Source organism: Pseudomonas aeruginosa (assembly GCF_001457615.1).
Taxonomy (GTDB): domain Bacteria; phylum Pseudomonadota; class Gammaproteobacteria; order Pseudomonadales; family Pseudomonadaceae; genus Pseudomonas; species Pseudomonas aeruginosa.
The window spans coordinates 4033092-4056348 of record NZ_LN831024.1; the positions used below are offsets into that span (position 1 = coordinate 4033092).

Sequence of the window (23257 nt, forward strand, 5' to 3'; positions counted from 1 at the left end):
CGGGACGGCGTACCCTGTCCTTCCCCATTACCTGGCCGACCTGGATCGGCGTCCGGCATTGGACGGAAATGCCTGCCCATGACAACGGGGCCGCCTTCCCTCTGGAAGCACCCTCCCTGCCCACCGGGCCCGCCCAGGCCCGGTGGCTCCGCCCTCCCCTCACCAGTTGTGCGTATAGCTCGCCGTCAGCACCGTGCCCGGCGCCGGCAGGTGGCTGGTGTTGTTGTTGTTGCGCAGCAACTGGCTGTAGAGCGGGTAGTAGTCGCGGTTGAACAGGTTCTGGATGCCCAGGCTCAACTGGTCGTCGGGGGTGATGCGGTACTGGCTGACCAGGTCGACCGTGGTGTAGGTGCTGACCTGGCGCCGGCCGAAGCTTTCCACGCCGTCGAGACGGTAGTCCTTGGAGTCGAAGAAGGTGGCCTGCAGGCGGTTGTTCCAGTCGGCATCCGGCTTGTATTGCAGGTAGGCGGTCAGCTTCAGCGGCGGCACGCGGTAGCCGGTCATGTCCTGCCAGTCCTTGCCGTCCGGCTTCTCGCGTCCGCGCATCCAGGTGGCGCTGCCGCCCGCGCCCCAGACTTCGTCGTCGCTGAGCCAGTCGGCGCTGGCCTCGACGCCGTAGATGCGCTCCTTGGTGCGGGTGAGGATCAGGCCGTTGTTGAAGCTCTGCACGTCGCCCAGCTTGGAGGTGGTGTAGAACAGCGCCAGGCTGCCCAGGGTGTTGCCGCCGATGGCGCCGCGCCAGCCGAGTTCGTAGTTGTTGGTCTTCACCGGTTCGAGGTTCGAGGAGCCGATATCGAAGCCACGGCGGGCGTTGCGCAGCTGGATGCCGACGTCGGGCAGCTGGAAGCCCTGGCTGAAGGAGGCATAGATTTCCTGGCCAGCCACCGGCGAATAGACGATGCCGAGGTTCGACAGCACCGCGTCGTAGTCGAGGTCGCCGCCCTTGACGGTCACCGGCGAGGCGGCCTTGGACTCGGAGAGCGGGATGAAGTCGTCGAATTCGGCGGTGGAGTATTCGTAGCGCAGGCCGCCGTCGATCGACCAGTGTTCGTCGAAGCGATGCTGCAACTGGGCGAACGCGCCGGCGCTGCGGGTGCGTAGCGGCGGCATGTAGGTGAGCTTGCCGATCTTGTCGAAGACCAGCCCGCCGCTGGCGTCGTAGGCCGCCGGGTCGAACACGTCGAGCGGCATGTCGCTGCGTTCCTGGTTGTAGTCGCCGCCCCAGACCAGTTCGGTATTGCCGCTTTCGCCCAGCGGCGTGCGCAGGGTCAGGCGGCTGCCGAACACTTCGCTGTTCTGCATGATCTGGTCGACGTTGCCGCCGCGGGTGGAGACGGCGCGGGCATCGAACGGAGTGAAGCGGGTGAAATAGTCACGGTAGTAGAGCTGCGCGGAGAGCCGGCTGCCGAGGATGTCGAGGTTCTCGTACTCGAGGTTCGCCAGGGTGTTGCGGATGCGGTTCTGCTCGTCCAGCTCCAGGCCCTTGATCGCGTTGGCCGGGACCGAGCCCGGCGGCAGCCTGGCGACCCTCGGGTCGGTGGCGTAGTCGGTGTCCTGGCGGGCGTCGTAGTGGCTGAGGGCGAGCTGCACGCGCTGGTTCTCGTCGATGCGCAGGCCGAGCTTGCCGCCGATGTTGTAGACGTTCGAGTCGAACAGGTCGCCCTGGCTGGGTTCCGGGGCGATGCGGTCGCCATGGGCGTCGTAGGAAGCGCCGACGTGACGGGTGCCGAAGTCGAACGAATAGTCGAGCGCCCCCAGGGAGCCGGCGAAGTATTGCTGGAACTGGCCGCCGAGGCCATCGCTGCCCAGCCGGGTCAGCGGCGAGGTGGCGCTGAGGCGGGTTTCCGCGCGGTTCTCGCCGCCGGCCGGACGGGTGGTGATGGAGATGATCCCGCCGGTGGCGCCGCTGCCGTAGATGGCGCTGCTGCCACGGATGACCTCGATCCGCTCGATCAGCGCCGGGTCGATGTTGGCCAGGTTGCGCGAGGAGTCGCGGTTGGTGTTCAGCGGCACGCCGTCGACCATCACCAGCATGCTGCGCCCGCGCAGGGTCTGGCCGTATTCGGTGATGGTGCGGCTGGAATCGGACATCCCCGGCACCGCCTTGGCCAGCACGGTGGCCAGGCTGTCGGAGCCCTGGCGCAGCTCCTCCAGTTGGGCATGCTCGATGACGGTGGACTGGCGCGTGGCGGAGACCAGGTCGCTGCTGGTGCGCGAGGCGGTGATTTCCATCTGCTCCATGTCCAGCGGTTCGCTGCGGGCTTGCGTAGCGGGCACGGCGGCTTCGCTGGCCGGAACGACGATGAAGGTATGTTCGTCCCTGGCCTGCGCCTTCAGGCCGCTATCCCTGAGCAACTGGCGCAATGCCTCTTCGGGGGTGAAACGCCCCTTCAGCGCGGGCGCCTGGCGGCCGGCGCCGAGATCGCCGGCGAAAAGGATCTGTACCGAGGATTGCTGCGCGAGGGCGTTGATCGCCTGGCCGAGCGGCGCGGCGGGCAGATCCACGTCGAGCTTTTCCTGGCCCTGGGCCGACACCGCCAGGAGCAGGCTGCTGGCGAGCAATGAAGGACGCAGGTGGCGACTGCGGAGGGAAAAATGCACGTCTCGATTTCCTATGCAGGTTGGCTTTTCCTGGATAGCCGCCACGGCGCGCGGGAAACCCTACCTGCGTCCGAGAATTATTTTCGCGTCGATTTGCGTTGGATCTCGACGCTGCCGTCCTCCTGCCGCGACACGGCCACGGGAAGGATGCTCGGCAGCAGGTCGAGCAGCCGGTCGGCGTTGTGCGCGGCGAAGACGCCGGTCAGCCGGAGGGAGGCCAGGCTGGGGTCGTCCAGGAGAATGGGCGCCTTGCGATAATGGCGCAGCAGCGCGACGGCTTCGCCCAGGGGCGTGCGCTCGAAGACCAGGCGGTCGTCTTTCCAGGCCATCGCCGTGGCGGCATCGACCTTGGCCAGCGGCATCAGTTGCCCGCCAATGGCATCGACCTGCTGGCCCGGCAGGAGCACGACTGGCGCTTGCGCCGTAGCCGAGGTGCCGACCTCCACCCGGCCACGCTCCAGGGTCACGCGGACATCGTCGTCCAGGCGGCGCACGTTGAACCGGGTGCCGAGCACGCGGATGTCGGTCGAACCCACGGACACCACGAAGCGCCGATAGCGCGCCGGGGATACCTCGAAAAGCACCTGCCCCGCGCGCAACGCGACCCGGCGGCTGAGCGGGTGCCAACTGACCTCGATCTGGCTGCCGCTGTCGAGCAGGAGCTGGCTGCCGTCGGCCAGGGTCACGTCGCGCCGCTCACCGATGGCGGTGGCGAAGCGCTCGCGCTTGTAGGCCGGGTCCAGCCAGGCCAGGGCGCCGATGGCCAGCGCCAGCAATAGCGCGACGCCGGCCGCCTTGCTTGCCTTGCGCGATTTCGGCCGGGAGGGCGGCAGCGGGAACAGGTCCTTCAGCGCGTCGCGATGGCGCTCCAGGGCGTCGTCCAGCGGAACCTGCCCATTCCGTTTCGAGGGCTGGGTCATGGCCGTGCCTCGCCGCGGCCGAGCCGTTCCCGGCAGGCCGCCAGTCCGAGGCGCAGGTGCTTTTCCACGGTCTTGACGGAGATGCCGAGGCGGTCGGCGACTTGCGCCTGGGGAACTTCGTGGATCTTGTGCATGACGAAAACGGCCTGGCAGCGAGGAGGAAGCGTGGCGATGGCGTCGACCAGTGCCTGGAACTCGCGCTCGGCCTCATGGCGACCCATGGGCGTCGCCGCCATGCAGGCGACTTCCGGAAGCTCGGCGACGGCTTCCACCCAGGCGGTTCGACGACGGTCGCTACGATAGCGGCTCACGGCGGCGTCGTGGGAGATTTTCCGCAGCAGGGCCAGGGGCGTGTGCACGTCCTCCTTCTCGTCGCGTTCGAGCAACTGCACGCACACGTCGTGCACCACTTCGCGCGCCATGCCCCGGTCGCCGAAGCGCCGGCGAACATGGTCGACCAGTTCCTCGTAGTGACGAACCAGTGTGGACAACAGCGTCGGCTTGGCGGGATCGAACGGCACGATGCACCCAGGAAAGGAGCCTGGCTCCGAAGAATGGGGGTCGAGTGTAAATGAGAAACAGTCGCAGATGAAAGACCGGTCATCGTCAGGGATTGCCTGGGTTGGCGTGCGTAGCGGGCAGGTGGCTTTCGCCCGACCGCGCAACTGCCGAGCCAGGGCGGAGAGGGATCCCCTTTTCGCCCCGCTACTCAACCCCCCGGCCTTGCCGGGGGGCACCGCCTCCGTCGGTTATCGGTGTCTGCGTGCGTATTCCGCCTCGAACAGTGACAGGGCGTCGCTGAGCAACGACAGCAGGGAACCGGTGATGCGGCAGATGCTTTCACCGGGCTCTTCGGTTTCGTCGAGCAGGTCGAGGACGCTCAGCGTTCCGATCGCCGACTCCAGCCGGCGGCGGGCGGTGTCGAACAGGTCTTCGCTGGCTGCGCTGCTGTCCAGGTAGAGGGTGGCGCAACCGGGGTGCTGGTTGCATTGCGAGGTGCGTCGCAGGGGGATGAAGGTGGAAGGGGACTGTGCGGTTATTGCGGGATTCGACGTATCATCGGCCTTAGCCATGGGTCAGCTCCTATCGTTAAGCTGGTCTCTGGTTAGCGGGTCGTAGGTGTTCCTGCACCTGCGGCTCGCGTCTTTTCTGCCCCCAAGAAAACAGACTTGGCGACCCCTCCATCTTCCTCCTACTGGTTTTTTATCCAATTCCTGGGCGTCTGAGAGAGGCTGCGGAAAAGTCTGGGGGAGATGTCCGGCGTTTCCAGGGCATGTCATCCGCCGCTGTCACGGGTATCCGGCGGATAACCGCCAGGCGGTTATTCGCCCTACGGGGTCGGGCCTCAAGCGGGCAGCGCGGGGTCGTTTGTCTGCGCGTAGCGCGGTGGGGGGCTGGGCAACCGGCACGACCCTGCTGACCCTTCCTGACCACCCCGTCAACCCGTAAACTACGCGGTTCCCCTGCCCAGACAAGGACTGCCGTGAACAGCCCCGCCCTGCCCCTTTCCCGTGGCTTGCGCATCCGCGCCGAACTCAAGGAACTGCTGACCCTCGCCGCGCCGATCATGATCGCGCAACTGGCGACCACCGCCATGGGCTTCGTCGATGCGGTGATGGCCGGGCGCGCCAGTCCGCACGACCTGGCAGCGGTGGCGCTGGGCAACTCGATCTGGATCCCGATGTTCCTGCTGATGACCGGCACCCTGCTCGCCACCACGGCCAAGGTCGCCCAGCGCCATGGCGCCGGCGACCAGCCCGGCACCGGGCCGCTGGTGCGCCAGGCGCTGTGGCTGGCGCTGCTGATCGGACCGCTGTCGGGGGCGGTGCTGTGGTGGTTGTCGGAGCCGATCCTCGGCTTGATGAAAGTGCGCCCGGAACTGATCGGGCCGAGCCTGCTGTACCTCAAGGGCATCGCCCTGGGCTTCCCGGCGGCGGCGCTGTACCACGTACTGCGCTGCTACACCAACGGCCTGGGACGGACCCGGCCGAGCATGGTGCTGGGGATCGGCGGGCTGCTGCTGAACATCCCGATCAACTACGCGCTGATCTACGGCCACTTCGGCATGCCGAAGATGGGTGGCCCCGGCTGCGGCTGGGCCACCGGCTCGGTGATGTGGTTCATGTTCCTCGGCATGCTGTTCTGGGTGAACAAGGCCTCGATCTACCGCGCCAGCCAGTTGTTCTCGCGCTGGGAGTGGCCGGATCGCGCGACCATCGGCCCGCTGGTGGCGGTCGGCCTGCCGATCGGCATCGCGGTGTTCGCCGAGTCGAGCATCTTCTCGGTGATCGCCCTGCTGATCGGCGGGCTCGACGAGAACGTGGTGGCCGGCCACCAGATCGCCCTGAACTTCAGCGCGCTGGTGTTCATGATTCCCTATTCGCTGGGGATGGCGGTGACCGTGCGGGTCGGCCACAACCTCGGCGCCGGCCTGCCGCGCGACGCGCGCTTCGCCGCCGGCGTGGGGATGGCCGCGGCGCTGGGCTACGCCTGCGTCTCGGCGAGCCTGATGTTGTTGCTGCGCGAGCAGATCGCCGCGATGTATTCGCCGGACCCGGCGGTGATCGCCATCGCCGCCTCGCTGATCGTGTTCTCCGCGCTGTTCCAGTTCTCCGACGCCCTGCAGGTCACCGCCGCCGGGGCCCTGCGCGGCTACCAGGACACCCGGGTGACGATGATCATGACCCTGTTCGCCTACTGGGGCATCGGCCTGCCGGTGGGCTACAGCCTCGGCCTCACCGACTGGTTCCAGGAACCCACCGGACCGCGCGGCCTGTGGCAAGGCCTGGTGGTGGGCCTGACCGGCGCGGCGATCATGCTCTGCATCCGCCTGGCGCGCAGCGCGCGGCGCTTCATCCGCCAGCACGAGCGCCTGCAGCGGGAGGACGCGGAGGCCGCCTCAGTCCTTGGCCGGTAGCGCCGGGGCGGCGCCACGCGACTTGACGCTGAGGGTAGTGCCGACCGAGGCGAGGATGATCGCGCCGATGGCCAGCCATTGGGTCGGGCTCAGCCGCTCGCCGAGGAACAGCAGCCCGGAGAGCGCGCCGAAGGCCGGCTCGATGCTCATCAGGGTGCCGAAGGTGCGCGCCGGCAGGCGGGTCAGCGCGACCATTTCCAGGGTGTAGGGCAAGGCCGTGGAGAGCACCGCGACGCCCAGCGCCAACGGGATCAGCGCCGGGTCGAGGAGGTCGGCGCCGGCGTGGGCGACGCCGATCGGCACAACCAGGATCGCCGCCACCAGCACCCCCAGCGCGGCGCCCTGGGCGCCATGGTCGGCGCCGGCGCGCTGGCCGAAGAGGATGTACAGCGCCCAGCACACGCCGGCACCGAGGGCATAGGCGGCGCCGACCAGGTCGAGCGGCTCGGCGCTGTTGCCCAGCGGCAGCAACAGCCAGATGCCGAACACCGCCAGGCCGATCCAGAGGAAGTCCAGCAGGCGCCGCGAGGAGAGGATCGCCACCAGCAGCGGCCCGGTGAACTCCAGGGCCACCGCGATGCCCAGCGGCACGGTGCGCACCGAGAGATAGAACAGCAGGTTCATGCCGCCCAGGGCGATGCCGTAGACCACCACCGAGCGCAGCGATTGCAGGCTCAGGCGCTTGCGCCAGGGACGCAGGAGCAGCAGCAGGATCAGCGCGGCGAAGAACAGCCTTAGGGCCGTGGTGCCCTGGGCGCCGACCAGGGGGAACATGCTTTTCGCCAGGGAGGCGCCGCTCTGGATCGAGGCCATAGCGATCAATAGCAGGCCGACCGGCAACAGCGTTCCGGCGAGGCCGCGGGAGGTGGAGGTCATGGAAGAGGTCCGGCAGTGGGAAGCAGCCCGATGGACTGCGGGAAACGGGATGTGCACTATAATGCGCAAAACCGCGACAGTGAGCAATATATTGCCCAACCCTACCGAACGCCCCAGCGTCCTCGAACATGTCTCCGGCAACGTCCGCCGCCTGCGCCTGCAAGCCGGCCTCAGCCAGGAAGCGCTGGCCCGCGCGGCCAGTGTCAGCCGGCGGATGCTGGTGGGCATCGAGAGCGGCGACGTCAATGTCAGCCTGTCGACCCTCGACCGTATCGCCGCCGCCCTCGGCGTGCTGTTCCCCGACCTGGTCCAGGCACCGGCCACCGACCGCTCGCGGATCAATGCGGTGGCCTGGGTCGGCCACCACCCCGAGAGCCGCGCCACCCTCCTCGCCAGCGCACCGGCGCGGCGCGAGGTGGAACTCTGGGCCTGGTCGCTGGGACCGGGCGAGCGCTACGTATCGGAACCCGACGCCGCCGGCTGGCGGGAGATGGTTCTGGTCATCGAAGGTCGCCTGCGCCTGGAACTGGCCGACGGCGAACGGCGCATCGAGGCCGGCGACTTCCATGCCTTCGCCAGCGACCAGCCGTACGCCTACGTCAACGACGGCGACGAGGTGGTGCGTTTCACCCGCAACGTGGTGAGCTAGGCTCTAGCCTCGAGCCAGCCTTCCAGAGGAGACCGCGATGAGCGCACGCGTACGACCCTTCCTGATGTTCCAGGGGGTCCAGGCCGAGGCGGCCATGAACTTCTACCTGTCGCTGTTCGACGACGCCGAGATCCTCCAGATCCAGCGCTACGGCGCCGAGGGGCCGGGCCCGGAGGGCTCGGTGCTGAAGGCGCTGTTCCGCCTCGGCGACCAGAGCGTGCATTGCATCGACAGCCATGTGCGGCACGCCTTCGATTTCACCCCGGCGTTCTCCTTCTTCGTCGACTGCGAGAGCAACGCGCAGATCGAGCGCCTGGCCGAGGCCCTGAGCGACGGCGGCAAGGCCCTGATGCCGCTCGGCGACTACGGCTTCAGCCAGCGTTTCGCCTGGCTGGCCGACCGCTTCGGGGTGTCCTGGCAGCTCAATCTGGCCTGAGCCCGGCAGTTGCCGTCAGGCTTCCTGGAGGACTTCCTGGCACACATCGACCCACTGCGCATCCACCAGCTCGGCCATCCGTTGCGGGGCGATGCGGACCGCGCTGTGCACCGCCCCGGCGGCCGGAAGCACTTCGTCGAAGGCTTGCAGCGAGACGTCGCAGTACACCGCCAGCGGCGTCGCCAGGCCGAACGGGCAGACTCCGCCGACCGGGTGCCCGGTCAGCTCGACCACGTCCTCGGCGCCGAGCATCTTCGCCTTGCCGCCGAAGGCGGCCTTGATCTTGCGGTTGTCCAGCCGCGCGTCGCCGCGCGCCACTACCAGAACGGTGCGCTCGCCGACCCGCAGCGACAGGGTCTTGGCGATCCGCCCCGGCTCCACGCCATGGGCCTCGGCGGCCAGGGCGACGGTGGCGGTGCTGGTTTCCAGCTCGATGATGCGCAGGTCCGGGGCTTTCTCGGCGAAGAACCGCCGGACGGATTCGAGGCTCATGGGGTGGGCTCCTTGGCGAAAACCCACGAACTTATGCAAGCACGCCGAGGCTGTCCAGCGCCGCGCGCTCAGGCGAAGCGCACGCAGTAGATCGGCGGCAGGTTGGCGGAGAGCTGCTGCCAGTCCTCCCCGCCGTTCTCGCTGAGCCACAGGCCGCCGGTGGTCGAGCCCATGGCCAGGCGCTCGCCGCTGGGGTCGATGTCCAGGCCGTGGCGGTAGACCAGGTCGTAGGCCGGGCCGTCGGGCAGGCCGCGCTCGAGGGTCTCGAAGCTGCGGCCACCGTCGCGGGTGCGGGTGACCACGAAACGGGCGTCCCTGGGAATGCGGCATTCGTCCTTGGTCGCCGGGACGAACCAGGCCGTGTCCGGCTGCCGCGGATGCACGGCGACGGCGAAGCCGAAGCTGGACGGCTCGGCGACCACGCCCTGCCAATGCAGGCCGCCGTCGCGGGAACGGAAGATGCCGTTGTGGTGCTGCACCCAGAGGAACTCCGGGCGCGCCTGGCACTGCACCAGGCGGTGCGGGTCCTGGATCGCCGCCTCCTCGCTCTGCTCCGGCGGCATGTAGTCGGCGCGCATGCCTTTGGTGGTGCAGGTCCAGCTGCGGCCGTCGTCGTGGCTCTGCCAGACGCCGCCGCAGGACACCGCGACGGTGAGGTGGCGACTGTCGCGTGGGTCGACGCAGATGGAATGGATGCCGGGATGGTCGTAGCCGCCGCCGAACCACTGGGCGCGCTCGGGTCGTTCCCAGAGTTCGCGGTTGAGGCGCCAGCTGGCGCCACGGTCGTCGGAGCGGAACAGGCCGCCGGGGATGGTCCCGGCCCACAGCGTGCCGGGCCGGTCGGCGCCGCCTGGCTCGAGGATCCACAACTGCTGTAGCGACCAGGGTGGCTCCGCCGCCTGGCCTTCCAGCGGTTCGGCCGCTGGCGGCTGCGGCGGATAGACCGGCACCGCGCATTCCATCCAGTCCGTCGCGCCGGCGTCGCGACGCCACAGCTTGACGCCGAAATGGCCGAGGTTCAGCGCCGCGTAGAGCGCGCCGTCGCGCGGGTCGGCGAGGAGCATGCTCAACGGCTCGCCGAGGAAGTGGCTGGCCATCGGCAGCCACTGGCCCACCGCGTTGCGCCGCAGCTCGAACAGGCCCTTGCGGGTGCCGACATAGAGTCGCTCGCTCACCGGATGTCCTCCTCTGTCATGGTCAACCGCCGCTCAGCGCCTGCACCACGTAGATCTCGCTATCGTCTTGGAGCGGATCGCCCAATCCCCGGCGATCGCGGACCTGCACGCCATCGACGAACAGCGCCACATGCCGGCGCAGGCTGCCCTGGTCGTCGAGCAGGTAGCCGCGCAGGCGCGGCTCGCGGGCGAAGGCCGCCTGCAAGGCGGCGGCGACGGTGGCGGCGCCGACATCCAGCGCGGGCATGGCGACGTGCCGCTGGATGGCCGGGGCGAAGACGATACGGGGCATGCCGAGGCTCGCGAAAATGGCTCTGCTGGAACAGTGTAGAAGCCCTGCAGGCCACGGCTGGCGCGGCCCGCCCAGCGGTCGGCACACTCCGCAGCGACGCTCGTCGGCCATCCCGGCCGCTCGGCGCGGGCCTCCTATACTGCCCCGGCCAGCGAAAAAACCGCCGTCGCCTGTCGATCCGCCGGCCCGCCGTTCGACCAGTTCGGGAGGCGGGCCAGAACGGGCCGTCATTGCGCAGAACAACAAGGAGAACGCAGATGAGATTCATGGTGATCGTCAAGGCCACCCAGGCTTCCGAAGCCGGCGAGATGCCCAGCGAGGAACTGCTCGCGGCGATGGGCCGCTACAACGAGGAACTGGTCAAGGCCGGGGTGATGCTCGCCGGCGAAGGGCTACAGCCCAGCGCCAAGGGCGCCCGGGTGCGTTTCTCCGGCAACGCGCGGACGGTGATCGACGGCCCCTTCGCCGAGACCCGCGAGCTGATCGCCGGTTTCTGGATGTTCCAGGTGGCCTCCCTGGAAGAGGCCATCGAGTGGGTCAAGCGATGCCCGAACCCATTCGACGGCGAATCCGAGATCGAGATCCGCCAGGTCTTCGAGGCCGAGGACTTCGGCGAGGAGTTCACCCCGGAACTGCGCGACCGCGAGGAGCGCCTGCGCGCCGAGCTGGAAAAACGCAACTGAACCGCCCCGCACTCCGCCAAGAACGAGGAAAGCGCCATGCAAATCGTCCCCTACCTGATCTTCAACGGTAATTGCCGGGAGGCCTTCAGCTGCTACCACCAGCACCTGGGCGGCACCCTGGAGGCCATGCTGCCGTTCGGCGACAGCCCCGAGTGCGGCGACATCCCGGCCGACTGGAAAGACAAGATCATGCACGCACGGCTGGTGGTCGGCAGCTTCGCCCTGATGGCCTCGGACAATCACCCGGCCTATCCCTACGAAGGCATCAAGGGCTGTTCCATCAGCCTCAACGTCGACAGCAAGGCCGAGGCCGAGCGCCTGTTCAACGCCCTCGCCGAGGGCGGCTCGGTCCAGATGCCGCTGGGCCCGACCTTCTGGGCGGCGAGCTTCGGCATGTTCACCGACCGCTTCGGCGTGGCCTGGATGGTCAACTGCGAGCAGGACCGGTAGCGTCCGCTACGCGGGCCCGCCGCCAGGTGAATCGGCGGCGGGCCCGCGTTCCGCTGTGCGCGAGTCGCGATCGATAGACGCACTGCTGCGATAATTTAGGTTGCATTTTAAAACCAAAATTCCTAGCCTCCGCTTTAGTTTCATATTGAAACCTTACGGAGCGCTTCGCATGCCATCCTCGCCATCCTCCCTCCCCTCCGCGCTGGTGCTGCTGTTCGCCGTCGCCTGCGGTCTCAGCGTGGCCAACGTCTATTACGCCCAGCCGCTGCTGGACGTCCTCGGTGCCGAGTTCGCCATCGGCCAGGCCGGGGTCGGCCTGCTGTTCGGCGCGACCCAGGCCGGTTGCGCCCTGGCGCTGCTGCTGGTGGTGCCGCTGGGCGACCTGCTGGAGCGGCGCCGGCTGATGTTCGTCCAGCTCCTGCTGCTGGTGCTGTCGCTGCTGCTGGTGGGCTTCGCCGGCGATACCCTCGGCCTGGCGCTGGGGCTGCTCGGACTGGGCCTGCTCGGCACCGCCATGACCCAGGGACTGCTGGCCTACGCCGCGGCGCTGGCGGCGCCTGGCGAGCGCGGGCGGGTGGTCGGCGCGGCGCAGGGCGGCGTGGTGATCGGCCTGCTGCTGGCGCGCAGCCTGGCCGGGCTGCTCGCCGACCTCGGCGGCTGGCGCAGCGTCTACCTGGTCTCGGCAGCGAGCATGGGCGGGCTCGGCCTGCTGCTCTGGCGGGTACTGCCGGCGGCGCCGAGCAACGAACTGGGGCTGACCTACCGGCAACTGCTCGGCTCGATGTTCGACCTGCTGGCGAGCCAGCGCGTGCTGCAGGTGCGCGGCCTGCTCGGGCTGTTGATGTTCGCCGCCTTCGGGGTGTTCTGGAGCAGCCTGGTATTGCTGCTCGGCGCGCCGCCGCATTCGCTGTCGCACAGCGCCATCGGCGCCTTCGGCCTGGTCGGCGCGCTCGGCGCGCTGGGCGCGGCGCGGGCCGGCAGCCTGGCCGATCGCGGCCACGCCCAGGCGCTCAGCGGCGGCGCCCTGCTGCTGTTGCTGCTGTCCTGGCTGCCGCTCGCCCTCGGCGCGCATTCGCTGGCGGCGCTGATTCTCGGCGTGCTGCTGCTCGATCTCGCCGGCCAGGCGATCCATGTGCTCAACCAGAGCCTGGTCTTCGCCATCGACCCGCGCGCCCACAGCCGCCTGGTGGGTTGCTACATGCTGTTCTACGCCGCCGGCAGCGGCCTCGGCGCCAGCGCCGGCACCGCCATGTACGCCTGGGCCGGCTGGGACGCGGTGAGCCTGCTCGGCGCGGCGATCAGCCTGGCGGCCCTGGCGTTCTGGTGGTTCACCCGTGGCGTTGGCGGCGAAGCGCGTACGGCCTGCGCCAACGGCGCCTGAGCCGGCTTCAATCGAGTTCGCGCAGGCGCTGCTCGATGAAGCGCCGCTCCGGCTCCTGGCGCGCCAGGGCCAGCGCCGCGCGGTAGGCCTCGCGGGCCTCGCGGCGGCGACCGAGACGGCGGCAGAAGTCGGCACGCGCCGAGTGCGCCAGGTGGTAATCGGCCAGTTCACCTCGCGCCAGCAACGCATCGACCACGGCCAGCCCGACCTCGACGCCATCGCGCATGGCCAAGGCCACGGCGCGGTTGAGTTCGACCACCGGCGACGGCGCCAGGTACAGCAGCGCGTCGTAGAGGGCGACGATCCGTGCCCAGTCGGTGTCCTCGGCGCGCGGCGCCTGGGCATGCACCGCAACGATCGCCGCCTGCAGGGTGTAGGGCCCGACGCGGCGGCTGGCCAGGGCCCGCTCGACCAGGCCGAGCCCCTCGACGATCAATCCACGATCCCACAGAGCGCGGTCCTGCTCGTCGAGCCGCACCAGTTCGCCGCTGGCCGAGATCCGCGCCTGGCGCCGCGAGTCGTGCAGCAACATCAGGGCGAGCAGGCCGAGGGCCTCGGGGTCGGGCAGCAGTTCGACCAGCAGGCGGCCGACGCGGATCGCCTCGCCGCTGAGATCGGCGCGGGTCAGGCTGGTGCCGGTGGAGGCCGAGTAGCCCTCGTTGAACACCAGGTAGATCACTTGCAGGACGTTGCCCAGCCGCTCGGGGAGTTCCTCCAGGGTCGGTACCTGGTAGGGAATCCGGGCCTCGCGGATCTTGTTCTTGGCCCGCACGATGCGTTGGGCGATGGCGCTGGGCGCGGCGAGGAAGGCGCGGGCGATCTCCTCGGTGCGCAGGTCGCAGACCTCGCGCAGGGTCAGCGCCACCTGTGCCTCGGGGGTCAGCGCCGGGTGGCAGCAGGTGAAGATCAGGCGTAGCCGGTCGTCTTCCACCGCATCGCCCTCCTCCGCCGGCGCCTCGGCCTGCTCTTCCAGTTGCTCGGCGAGCAGCCGCTGCGAGGCGTCGAAGCGCGCTCGCCGGCGCAGGTTGTCGATGGCCTTGAAGCGCCCGGCGGAAACCAGCCAGGCGCGCGGGTTGCGCGGGATACCGTCGCGCGGCCACTGCTCGACGGCGGCGATGAAGGCGTCGTGCAAGGCTTCCTCGGCCAGCTCGAAATCGCCGAGCAGGCGGATCAGGGTCGCCAGCACGCGCCGCGACTCCTCGCGGTACAGCGCCTCGATGCGGCTGCGCAACGGCTCGCCGTGCTCCCTCAATGGCTGGCCTGCGCGTGGCAGCAGGCGCTTTTCGGCGCCTCGTCGTAGCGGTCGTGGTGACGCAGCCAGTCCATGATCGCGTCCTCGTTGCGCCCCTTGGGCGTCAGGTCGAGGAAGGTGTAGGTGGTGAGCAGGACGTCGAGGCCGCGCGCATAGGCCGAATAGGTGTGGAACACCTCGCCCGCCGGATTGCGCAGGAACACGCTGGCACCCGGCATTTCCTCGCCGGCGTCGGGGGTCGGCTGGTAGTTGTAGTCGACGCTGCCGGCGGCCAGTTGCGCCTTGTCGAAGGACACCCCGAAGTCACGGTTGAAATCGCTGCCGTACGAGGAGTACCAGTCGAAACGCCAGCCCATGCGCCGGCGGAACGCCTGGAACTCTTCCAGGGGCGCGCGCGATACCGCCACCAGGCTGACGTCGTGGTGCGCCAGGTGCCGGTTGGCGCCGTCGATGTGGTCGGCGAGGAACGAACAGCCGACGCAGCCTTCGCTCCAGCCCGGCGCGAACATGAAGTGGTAGACGATTAGCTGGCTATTGCCGCCGAACAACTCGGCCAGCGAACGCTCACCGCGCTCGCCCTGGAAGCGGTAGTCCTTGTCCACCCTGACCCAGGGCAGTTCGCGTCGTTCGGCGGCGACCTGGTCGCGCAGGCGGGTGAGTTGCTTTTCCCGCGCCAGCAGGCGGCGACGGGCGTCCAGCCATTGTTCCCGGCTGCTCACCGGGTGGTCCTGCAAAGAAGGATTCATTGCCGATTCTCCACGGAAATTCTCGGTTTTCCAGCCTGCCCGGGGTCGTTCCGCCAGCGGCGCCGGCGCCCGGTCGCCAGGGCGAAGCCGGCCAGCGAAGCGCCGCCGGCGCACAGCAGGGACAGGGATGCGATGCACAGGGGGCACATGCTTCACCTCCGGCGCCGGGCGCCCTCACTCCCATTCCTTGACCGGTCGCACCTCGACGCAGCCGAGCCGTCCCGGCGGAATCTTCGCGGCGATCTGCAGGGCCTGGTTGAGGTCGCGCGCCTCGATCAGGTAGAAGCCGCCGAGTTGCTCCTTGGTCTCGGCGAACGGCCCGTCGGTCATCGCCAGCCGCCCGCCCTGGTGGCGCAGGGTGGTGGCGGCCTGCACCGACTGCAGGGCGTGCGAGGCGATGTAGTGGCCGGCCTTGCCCAACTGGTCGGAGTAGGTCATGCACTCGTCGACGATGGCGGCAAGCTCCTCGGCCGGCACGGCGGCCAGCTTCGCTTCGTCGAAATAGATCAGGCAGAGGTATTTCATGGCGGTGGGCTCCTGGTGCGGATCGACGATCCGTTCGTTCGGTAGTCGCCCGGCGAGGGCGCCTTTCGACAGTGGCGGGGAAAAAAGCCCGCGGCGCGGACGAACGGTCGGCGCTCGCCGTGGAACGCCGCCGACCGCAGCACAAGCCTAGACCCGCCCGACCACCGGGCGCGGGCCGTCGGTCAGGGCTGACGCGGTGCGTAGGGATTCAGGCGGGGATCGCGCAGCGGGCTTTCCCGGGTCGGCCCGGGATCGTCCTGGCGCAGGCGGAGACTGCCGTTGCCGATCTTCAAGCCGTCCTTGGTGGTCGCCTCCCCGTCGGCGCTGGCCGCGTCGCTGCCCGGCAGGTCCGGCTCGGCGGCCTCCGGTTGCGGCTGTGGCGCGCTGCCCATGGGCAACGGCGCGACCGGCGGCGCGGCGGGCAACGCTGCCGGCAGCTCGTCCGGCAGGGGCGCGGCGAGGGTCGGTTGGCCCAGGCCGGCGAGCACCATGGCCAGGAGCAGGAAAAGCACACGCGACATGACAAAGCCTCGATAGGCCTCGGGACTTCCACCATAGCCGCGCAACGGCCCCGGCGAGCGAAGTACGGACCGGTGGCATCGCGCATTGGAAAAAGGGAACTCCTGGAATTGTTCGATAGGACCCTGGCCACCTCCGTCAGCTGTCAATCGACTTTTCGAACAACGCGCCCGCCCCCTATTAGAACAGCGCAAAAAAACTCGATCAAAAGTACAGCCTGGGCATGAGGTCGCGGATATAACCTGAAATCGAATTGCGCCCCGGCGTAGTTGCTCCGGTAACACTTCGCAGACGCAGGAGTCGAACGCCACCGAAAAGAAGATAGCACTTGCCAGAGAAACTTCCGCAGGTCCCAACGAACATCCCGGCACGCACTCGCCTCGCCATCTTTCTTCCATTCAAAGACCCGCCCACATGTAAATGAGTGGAGTAGCCAATGACGCTATTGGATATCGAAAAGCTGCTGGACATGACTCACCACATGTCGGTGCACATTCCCATCGAACTGATCATTTCCTGGGAGCAGAGCGAAGAGGCCTGGAGTGTGAAAGACAACTGTCTCAACTTCGTCTATGTCAATCGTCGCTATACCGAACTGATCACCCCGCGGTTCGGCCAGAAGAACTCCCTGCTGTCCCCCTTCAGTGCCAGCATCGAAGAGCACGACAAGCTGGTCATCCAGACCGGCAAGCGCATCGAGGCCCTGGCGCTGCTCAGGCCGGACGACCATCCGGCGCCCTGCTGCCTGTACTTCGAGCGCATGCCGCTGTATGACCGGCGCGGCAACCGCACCGGGGTGATCGCCCATGCCAAGACCCTGACCTCGGTCGCCCCGCGCGGCTTCATCGCCACCGACGGCATCGGTACCTTCACCTTCACGCCCCCCTCGGAGTTGTTCACCTCGCGCGAATGGGACGTGATCTACCTGCTGCTTTCCGGTCTCTCGGAAAAAGAAATAGCCGAACAGATCAGCCGCTCCCTGAGTACCGTCAAGTTTCACAAGAGCAACATCTTCCAGAAGGTCGGTTGCAGTTGCATCGGCGCCTTCAAGGCACTCGCCCGGCAAAAGAAGTGGAACTTCTATATCCCGCCGACCTTCGCCAGCGCCAAGTACATCATCAATCACTAGTCGCGCCTCGCGAGAGCCTTCGGCGTGCCGGGCGACGCTTTTGCCGGCGAAACCGAGCGGTTCGAATGGACAAGGACAACAGCATGTCTCGAAACAATCCTTCGCGTCATTCAATACTCGTCACTTCCAACATAAACGCGGCCAATGATGCGAATCGTCTTTCCGAGCTTTGTCGACAACTGGAAATACGCGGCTATCGGCTCTTCCAGGCGCCAAGCCGCAAGGTCGCCCTGGATTTTCTCGGCAACGCCGCGCACCCCGCCGGCATCCTCCTGCTCGTCGCGGAGCCGACAGGCGAGAACGAGGCCGCACAATTGGCGGCCCTCGATGAACTCCGCCAGGTCGCGCCGTCCATCCCGCTGTTCCTGTTGTTTCGTCAACTGCGCATCGAGCAGTTGTCCAGCCAGCTACTGGACGAGGCCCAGGGATGCTTCAACCTGGCCGCCGGCCCCGCACGCTTCATCGCCGAGCGCATCGACAGCGACCTGCGCGAATGGCGCGCCCCGGCAGGCCCCAGGCGGCTGCGCGACTATGCCCCGCCGGTCCCGCGCACGCCGGTGAGCGCCCGCTACAACGGCCGCGCACGCCTCGACTTGGCGCCGGCCAAGCAGTGGCGGATCGGCTCGGGGAGCACCGCGGAGCGCCTGGCGACACCGCTGAACGACCTCTCCACGGCCTACCGCAAGACGTCCGCAGGAGCCCCGGCGGCGCACGCCGGCGACATCGCCGAGGCCTTTCGCCGGGCGCTCTGGGAAGCCGCTGCGCGGCTCGCCAGGGAGGATGGCGATACGTGGTTCTTCGAGATACTGCGGGGCAACCCGGGGCCTGGCATCGAGGCCGGCCGGGAGACGCCGGCGAAGCGCTGGCACGGGCTCGCCGAGACACTCGACAGCAGTCCTCGGCTGGACCCGCTGCGCGTCGCCCTGAGCGCCCCCGGCCTCGATTCGCGCGGTCGCCCGGCCAGCTTCGGAGTACCCGCCGCGGTGGTCTGCCGCTACCTGCGCCGGCACGGCATCGCCCCGTTGCGCACCGGCGACTATCGCTTCCTGCTGCTGTTTCCCCAGGGCGCCAGGGCGGAACACGCGCAGCCGCTGGTGGACAGGCTGTGCGAATTCAAACGCCGGCACGACGACGATGCGCCGCTGAAGCAGGTGTTGCCGGAGTTGCTCGACAGCTCGCCGCTGTACCGCTACATCGGCCTGCGCGAACTCTGCGCGATGATCCACGAAGCCAGCCTGCGGCTGCACCTGACCGCCCTCGCCGACGCCGCCGCCAGGGCTGCCGGCCACGCCGCGCTGGCGCCGGCCACGGTCTATGGGCACCTGGTCAGGGACGAAACCGAAGCGGTGGCGATCGACAGGCTCGGCGGCCGTGTGGTCGCCAGCCTGGTCGGCGTCCATCCGGCGGCCACGCCGCTGCTGTTGCCCGGCGAACGGGTGGCCGAGGAATCACCGGCGCTGATCGACTACCTGCTGGCCTTGCAGGCCTTCGGCGAGCACTTTCCCGGTTTCGCTCCCGAGTTGCAGGGCATCGAGATCGATGAGCGCGGCCGCTACCGGGTCCGTTGCGTCAGGCCGGCAGCCCTCGCCCGCGGCTCCGGCCTGCGCCTGGCCACGCGCCGGCCGGACTGAGGCGCGCCGTTCAGCGCAGCGCCTTGCTCAACTGGCCACGGTGCTTGAGTTCCAGGCGCTGGACGAAGGCCTGGAGGATGCGCCGGTAGAGTTCGTCGCCGAGCTGGCCGTCCTCGACGCCGGCATCGATATTCGGGTTGTCGTTGACCTCGATGACCAGCACCTTGTCGCCGGCCTGCTTCAGGTCCACCCCGTAGAGGCCGTCGCCGATCAGCCCGGCGGCCTCCAGGGCCAGCTCCAGCACCGCCGGCGGCACCTGCTCCAGCGGCACGGCGCGGCACTCGCCGTTGACGTCCTGGCCGTCGGCCTTGTGGTTGTAGATCTGCCAGTGGCCGCGCGACATGAAGTACTGGCAGGCGTACAGCGGTTGGCGGTCGAGCACGCCGATGCGCCAGTCGTACTCGGTGTAGAAGAACTCCTGGGCCAGCAACAGGACCGAGCGCTCGAACAGCTCGCTCGCCGCCGCCAGCAGTTCGCTGTCGTCGTTGACCTTGACCACGCCACGGGAGAAGCAGCCATCGGGAATCTTCAGCACCAGCGGGAAGCCCAGGCGCCGGGCCACCCGCTGCCAGTCCTGCGGGCGTTCCTTGTAGAGGATCTCGGTGAGCGGCATGCCCAGTTGCCGGCAACCAAGCAGGTCGGCCAGGTAGACCTTGTTGGTGCAGCGCAGGATCGATGCCGGGTCGTCCATCACCACCAGGCCTTCGCGCTCGGCCTTCTCGGCGAAGCGATAGGTATGGTGGTCGACCCGGGTGGTCTCGCGGATCAGCAGGGCGTCGAACTCGGCCAGGCGCGCGTAGTCCTTGCGTCCGATCAGTTCGACGTCGATGCCGAGGCTGGCGCCGACCCGTACGAAGTTGGCCAGCGCCTGCGGGTTGGACGGCGGCAGCGCTTCGTCGGGATCGTGGAGGATCGCCATGTCGTAGCGTGCCACCCGCCGCGAACGCGGCATGCGCCAGGCGCGCCGGCTGAAACCGTCGAGGGCGTCGGCGAAGACATCCTCCTGGTCGCTGCGCAGGCGGTTCAGCACGCCAGGGCGCACGCCCTCGATATGCCAGCCCTGCTGGCGACGGAACTCCACCAGCAGGATCGGACAGGGAAAGGCTTCGAACAACTGGCGGGCGAGGTCGGCCAGCAGCTCGAACTCGGTATGGCCGAAATACAGGGTCAGGGTGAAGCCGTCGGTGGCGCCATAGGGCGTACGGCACAGCGCCTTGTCCAGGGCCTTGTCGAGGCCACCCAGGGCCAGCCCGTACACCGACTTGCGAGCCAGTTCGCTGATGCAGCGCAGCGACGGGATCACCCGGTGGCCACGGGCCTCGGCCAGCAGCGAACAGTAGTAGCCGAGGCCGAGGTACTTGTAGCCGCGGCACAGGTTGATCACCTGCACGCGGCGGCCGCCGTGGTCGCGCGCCGATTGCTCGAGGTATTCCTGGGCGGTGAGTACTTCCTCGCTGGGCAGGTAGGAGGCCCAGTCCTCGCGTCGCTCGACGACGATCATCAGGCGGCTGCCGAGGTCGGCGAGAGCCGGCGGTCGGGGTTGCTCGACGGGGGTCATGCGGAGCGACCCGTCGAGGGTGGCTAACGAGGCTGCTGACATGAGTGGCGGTATCCTCTGAATGACGGTACCTGCCGTTCTAGACCTGCCGGCGCCTCCTGTCGCGCCTCGTTACGCAAGCTTTACGAGCGCCGCCGCCAGACGCCGGCGCGGCAACCGGCCAGGGCCGCCGGGCACCGCGCCGCGAGTGCCGAGGAGCATTTTTACGCTGGCGTTGCGCGCTCGTCAGGCCAGGCTGTCGAGCACCCCGCCGTCGACCCGCAGGGCCGCGCCGGTGGTCGCCGAGGCCTGGGTCGAGCAGGTGTAGACCACCAGGTTGGAGACTTCCTCGGGCGTCGCCAGGCGCTGGATGATCGAACTGGAACGGTGCTGCCGGACAAAGGCGGTGCCGGCCTCTTCTATGCTCTGCCCGGCCTTCTGCGCATCCTCGCGGAGCATCTCGGCGACGCCTTCGGTGAGGGTCGGTCCGGGCAGCACCGCATTCACCGTCACCCCGGTGCCGGCCAGGCGCTTGGCCAGGCCGCGCGACACCGAGAGGTTGGCGGTCTTGCTGAAGCCGTAGTGGATCATGTCCGCCGGGATGTTCAACGCCGATTCCGAAGACAGGAACACCACTCGCCCCCAACCGCGCTCGACCATTCCCGGGACGTAGGCGCGGGCCAGGCGCACCCCGGACATCACGTTGACCTCGAAGAAGCGGCTCCACTCGGCGTCCTCGATGTCGAAGAAGTCCTTCAGCTCGAAGATGCCCAGGTTGTTGACCAGGATGTCCGCCTTCGGCTCGGCCGCAACGAAAGCCGCGCAGCCTTCCGCCGTGCCCAGGTCGCCGGCGACGCCGCGCACCCTGGCATCCGGCTGGTCGTTCCGGATCGCCGCGATCGCACGGTCCACCGCCGCCTGGCTGCGTCCGTTGACCACCACGGTGGCGCCGGCGGCGGCGAGGCCGCTGGCGATGGCGAAGCCGATGCCGGCGGTGGAACCGCTGACGATTGCCAGTTTGTCGCTCAGATCGATCTGCATGGGAGTCTCCTGTCGAGTGACGAACCGCTCAGGAACGCGGCTCGGGGAACAGACGACAGCCTAGACCAGCCAGCGTTCCGTGCCCGTTCCTGGCCTCAGAGACGCAGGCCGAGGTTGATCATCGCCGCCGAATTGCCGAGCAGCACCAGCTCGCTGCCCAGCGGGCCGAAGCGAACGCCCACCGAGGGGATGATCGCCGGCGCGACGCCGAAGCGGTTCAGCGGGATCTTGTCGCGGTATTCGCCGCGATAGCCCTGCAACAGGCCGCCGGTGAGCTTCAGGTAGACCGGGTAGCTGTCACTGTCGAAACGCTTGCCCAGGTAGGCGTAGTTGGAGCGCTGGCTGAACGAGTTGCGGAAGGTCGCACCGCCGGCCAGCACGCCATCGGCGCGGTTGTATTCGAGGCCGAGCAGGTCCTGGTGATTGTTGTGTTCAGGGTCCGGGTTGAAATGCCGGGTGTAGACGCTGGTCTGCAGGTACCAGAAGTCGCCGTCGTCGGCAGCCCAGGCAGGTGCGGCGAGCACGGCCAGCAGGCTGAGGATGAGATAGCGCATGTGGACTCCAGGCGGCCGTCGCCAGGGAAGGAAGGCAAGACGTGACGGCTTGCGCCTCGCAGCGTGAATTCTGCTGAACCCGGCCTGAATCGGGCCTGAACGAAGCCTGAACAATTTCTGAACGAACCGTCAGAAAACCCCGGAATGGCTCAAGAACGGACGTCGGCGAAACGTTCGGAAAACCGAACGCCATGCCCCGAAAATATTCGGAAGAGCGGACGAAAGGCCATTTCGGGGCATTTTCATCCAAATTTAATTTCTTTTACTTTCAAACGGTTAGGCTAAAAAAAACCGGATTTCATAAGCTGGCATGCATCCTGCCACTACACTGTTCGGCAAGCACGATACTCTCGTGGCTTCCCCCGCCGGGGAAAACCGCGAAACACCCTGTCCCGGAGAGGCCAGGCGCTCGCGGCTCAATAAAAATCAAAACAAGTCGAGGAAGAAATTCATGCGTATCGCTCCCAGTCTGCTGAGCACCGCCATCGTGGCCGCTCTGTTGTCCGCTCCGGTCGTCGCTGACGAGCTCACCGGCACGCTGAAGAAGATCAAGGACACCGGCACCATCACCCTCGGTCACCGTGACGCTTCGATTCCCTTCTCCTACCTCGGCACCGAGCCGGGCAAGCCGATCGGCTACTCCCACGACCTGCAACTGAAAGTGGTCGAGGCGGTGAAGAAGGAACTCAACCTCCCCGAGCTGAAGGTCCGCTATAACCTGGTCACCTCGCAGACCCGCATCCCGCTGGTGCAGAACGGCACCGTGGACATCGAGTGCGGCTCCACCACCAACAACGAAGAGCGCCAGAAGCAGGTCGACTTCTCCGTCGGCATCTTCGAGGTCGGCACCCGCCTGCTGTCGAAGAAGACCGCCAACATCAAGGACTTCGACGACCTCAAGGGCAAGAACGTGGTGACCACCGCCGGCACCACCTCCGAGCGCCTGCTCAAGGCCATGAACGCGGACAAGAAGATGGGCATGAACATCATCTCCGCCAAGGACCACGGCGAGTCCTTCATGATGCTCGAATCCGGCCGCGCGGTGGCCTTCATGATGGACGACGCGCTGCTCTACGGCGAAATGGCCAAGGCCAAGAAGCCGGACGACTGGGTCGTCGGCGGCACCCCGCAGTCCTTCGAGATCTACGGCTGCATGGTGCGCAAGGGCGACGCGGCGTTCAAGAAAGTGGTCGACAAGGCCATCACCGATACCTACGCCTCCGGCGAGGTCAACAAGATCTACGACAAGTGGTTCACCCAGCCGATCCCGCCGAAGGGCCTGAACCTCAACTTCCCCATGAGCGAAGAGCTGAAGAAGCTGATCGCCAGCCCGACCGACAAGGCCGCCGAGCAGATGTAACGAGCGCCTGGCGTTCCTCCCGGAGCGCCAGCGCTTCGCGCGTCGCCCCCGCCTCGCGGCGGGGCCTCGGGGACGCGGGAGGGCCTGCCCC

24 protein-coding genes are annotated in these 23257 nt (G+C 67.9%); 9 read left to right on the forward strand and 15 right to left on the reverse strand.

Annotation, left to right across the window (positions count from 1 at the left end; all coding sequences use genetic code 11):
* Positions 1–159 precede the first annotated feature (159 nt).
* The 4 genes from AT700_RS18405 to AT700_RS18420 all read right to left on the reverse strand — a co-directional run bounded on the left by AT700_RS18405 (position 160) and on the right by AT700_RS18420 (position 4594).
* Positions 160–2601, reverse strand: a complete 2442-nt coding sequence (locus AT700_RS18405) for a TonB-dependent siderophore receptor (RefSeq protein ID WP_003086926.1) — start codon at positions 2599–2601, stop codon at positions 160–162.
* Between the two features lie 77 nt (positions 2602–2678).
* Positions 2679–3521: a FecR family protein gene (locus AT700_RS18410; RefSeq protein ID WP_003118651.1), complete on the reverse strand. Its 843-nt coding sequence runs from the start codon at positions 3519–3521 to the stop codon at positions 2679–2681.
* Positions 3518–4042, reverse strand: coding sequence for an RNA polymerase sigma factor (locus AT700_RS18415; RefSeq protein ID WP_003086922.1), 525 nt, complete (start codon positions 4040–4042; stop codon positions 3518–3520). Before AT700_RS18415 ends, AT700_RS18410 begins: the two co-directional genes overlap by 4 nt.
* 228 nt (positions 4043–4270) lie before the next feature.
* Positions 4271–4594 carry a hypothetical protein gene (locus AT700_RS18420; protein ID WP_003082848.1) on the reverse strand — a complete coding sequence of 108 codons (324 nt, stop codon included), beginning with the start codon at positions 4592–4594 and terminating at the stop codon, positions 4271–4273.
* Between the two features lie 410 nt (positions 4595–5004).
* Here AT700_RS18420 and pmpM point away from each other — a divergent pair, with 410 nt between their 5' ends.
* Positions 5005–6438, forward strand: a complete 1434-nt coding sequence (pmpM, locus tag AT700_RS18425; RefSeq protein ID WP_003112388.1) for a proton-coupled multidrug efflux MATE transporter PmpM — start codon at positions 5005–5007, stop codon at positions 6436–6438.
* Here pmpM and rhtA read toward each other — a convergent pair.
* Positions 6421–7314 (reverse strand): threonine/homoserine exporter RhtA, encoded by an 894-nt coding sequence (rhtA, locus tag AT700_RS18430; protein ID WP_003086919.1) that lies wholly within the window; start codon positions 7312–7314, stop codon positions 6421–6423. The two genes, pmpM and rhtA, sit on opposite strands and share 18 nt — an antisense overlap.
* Between rhtA and AT700_RS18435 the strand changes: the two genes are divergently transcribed.
* Together AT700_RS18435 and AT700_RS18440 are read left to right on the forward strand one after the other, a co-directional pair.
* A complete protein-coding gene (locus tag AT700_RS18435; RefSeq protein ID WP_003082844.1) occupies positions 7313–7963 on the forward strand; it encodes a helix-turn-helix domain-containing protein in 651 nt (216 codons plus the stop codon). The genes rhtA and AT700_RS18435 overlap by 2 nt on opposite strands.
* 37 nt (positions 7964–8000) lie before the next feature.
* Entirely contained in the window at positions 8001–8399 is a 399-nt protein-coding gene (locus AT700_RS18440) for a VOC family protein (protein WP_003106807.1), read from the forward strand.
* A 15-nt stretch (positions 8400–8414) separates the two neighbouring features.
* Here the strand turns inward: AT700_RS18440 and AT700_RS18445 are convergent, their stop codons facing one another.
* The 3 genes from AT700_RS18445 to AT700_RS18455 form a co-directional block, all read right to left on the reverse strand.
* Positions 8415–8891 carry a YbaK/EbsC family protein gene (locus AT700_RS18445; protein ID WP_003086914.1) on the reverse strand — a complete coding sequence of 159 codons (477 nt, stop codon included), beginning with the start codon at positions 8889–8891 and terminating at the stop codon, positions 8415–8417.
* Positions 8892–8959: 68 nt separating this feature from the next.
* Positions 8960–10066 carry a WD40/YVTN/BNR-like repeat-containing protein gene (locus AT700_RS18450; RefSeq protein ID WP_048521191.1) on the reverse strand — a complete coding sequence of 369 codons (1107 nt, stop codon included), beginning with the start codon at positions 10064–10066 and terminating at the stop codon, positions 8960–8962.
* Positions 10067–10088: 22 nt separating this feature from the next.
* The gene (locus tag AT700_RS18455) at positions 10089–10358 is read right to left on the reverse strand and encodes a MoaD/ThiS family protein (RefSeq protein WP_003086912.1); all 270 of its coding nucleotides are present in this window, start codon (positions 10356–10358) and stop codon (positions 10089–10091) included.
* Positions 10359–10615: 257 nt separating this feature from the next.
* Between AT700_RS18455 and AT700_RS18460 the strand changes: the two genes are divergently transcribed.
* The 3 genes from AT700_RS18460 to AT700_RS18470 all read left to right on the forward strand — a co-directional run bounded on the left by AT700_RS18460 (position 10616) and on the right by AT700_RS18470 (position 12872).
* On the forward strand, positions 10616–11041 hold the full coding sequence (locus tag AT700_RS18460) for a YciI family protein (protein WP_033941486.1): 426 nt from the start codon (positions 10616–10618) through the stop codon (positions 11039–11041).
* A 36-nt stretch (positions 11042–11077) separates the two neighbouring features.
* Positions 11078–11491 carry a VOC family protein gene (locus AT700_RS18465; RefSeq protein WP_003082839.1) on the forward strand — a complete coding sequence of 138 codons (414 nt, stop codon included), beginning with the start codon at positions 11078–11080 and terminating at the stop codon, positions 11489–11491.
* A 169-nt stretch (positions 11492–11660) separates the two neighbouring features.
* On the forward strand, positions 11661–12872 hold the full coding sequence (locus AT700_RS18470; RefSeq protein WP_003082806.1) for an MFS transporter: 1212 nt from the start codon (positions 11661–11663) through the stop codon (positions 12870–12872).
* Positions 12873–12879: 7 nt separating this feature from the next.
* Here the strand turns inward: AT700_RS18470 and AT700_RS18475 are convergent, their stop codons facing one another.
* The 4 genes from AT700_RS18475 to AT700_RS30305 all read right to left on the reverse strand — a co-directional run bounded on the left by AT700_RS18475 (position 12880) and on the right by AT700_RS30305 (position 15916).
* On the reverse strand, positions 12880–14103 hold the full coding sequence (locus tag AT700_RS18475) for an RNA polymerase sigma factor (RefSeq protein WP_048521192.1): 1224 nt from the start codon (positions 14101–14103) through the stop codon (positions 12880–12882).
* Between the two features lie 17 nt (positions 14104–14120).
* On the reverse strand, positions 14121–14870 hold the full coding sequence (locus tag AT700_RS18480) for a DUF899 domain-containing protein (protein WP_003123008.1): 750 nt from the start codon (positions 14868–14870) through the stop codon (positions 14121–14123).
* A 174-nt stretch (positions 14871–15044) separates the two neighbouring features.
* A complete protein-coding gene (locus AT700_RS18485; RefSeq protein ID WP_003449526.1) occupies positions 15045–15395 on the reverse strand; it encodes a YciI family protein in 351 nt (116 codons plus the stop codon).
* 182 nt (positions 15396–15577) lie between these two features.
* Positions 15578–15916, reverse strand: a complete 339-nt coding sequence (locus AT700_RS30305; protein WP_003112384.1) for a hypothetical protein — start codon at positions 15914–15916, stop codon at positions 15578–15580.
* Positions 15917–16350: 434 nt separating this feature from the next.
* Here AT700_RS30305 and AT700_RS18495 point away from each other — a divergent pair, with 434 nt between their 5' ends.
* Both AT700_RS18495 and AT700_RS18500 read left to right on the forward strand, forming a co-directional pair.
* The gene (locus AT700_RS18495) at positions 16351–17043 is read left to right on the forward strand and encodes a helix-turn-helix transcriptional regulator (RefSeq protein ID WP_003082787.1); all 693 of its coding nucleotides are present in this window, start codon (positions 16351–16353) and stop codon (positions 17041–17043) included.
* A 65-nt stretch (positions 17044–17108) separates the two neighbouring features.
* Entirely contained in the window at positions 17109–18674 is a 1566-nt protein-coding gene (locus AT700_RS18500) for an aminotransferase class I/II-fold pyridoxal phosphate-dependent enzyme (protein ID WP_003159884.1), read from the forward strand.
* Positions 18675–18684: 10 nt separating this feature from the next.
* Here AT700_RS18500 and AT700_RS18505 read toward each other — a convergent pair whose 3' ends face one another.
* From AT700_RS18505 to pagP, 3 genes are all read right to left on the reverse strand, one after another.
* Complete coding sequence (locus tag AT700_RS18505) at positions 18685–20274, reverse strand: RimK family protein (protein ID WP_078801539.1); 1590 nt, start codon at positions 20272–20274, stop codon at positions 18685–18687.
* A gap of 183 nt (positions 20275–20457) precedes the next feature.
* Positions 20458–21252, reverse strand: coding sequence for an SDR family NAD(P)-dependent oxidoreductase (locus AT700_RS18510; protein WP_048521194.1), 795 nt, complete (start codon positions 21250–21252; stop codon positions 20458–20460).
* Between the two features lie 95 nt (positions 21253–21347).
* Positions 21348–21806 (reverse strand): palmitoyltransferase PagP, encoded by a 459-nt coding sequence (gene pagP / locus AT700_RS18515; protein ID WP_003082771.1) that lies wholly within the window; start codon positions 21804–21806, stop codon positions 21348–21350.
* Between the two features lie 451 nt (positions 21807–22257).
* Here pagP and AT700_RS18520 point away from each other — a divergent pair, with 451 nt between their 5' ends.
* Positions 22258–23166 (forward strand): glutamate/aspartate ABC transporter substrate-binding protein, encoded by a 909-nt coding sequence (locus AT700_RS18520; RefSeq protein WP_003124984.1) that lies wholly within the window; start codon positions 22258–22260, stop codon positions 23164–23166.
* The last annotated feature ends 91 nt before the right edge of the window (positions 23167–23257 follow it).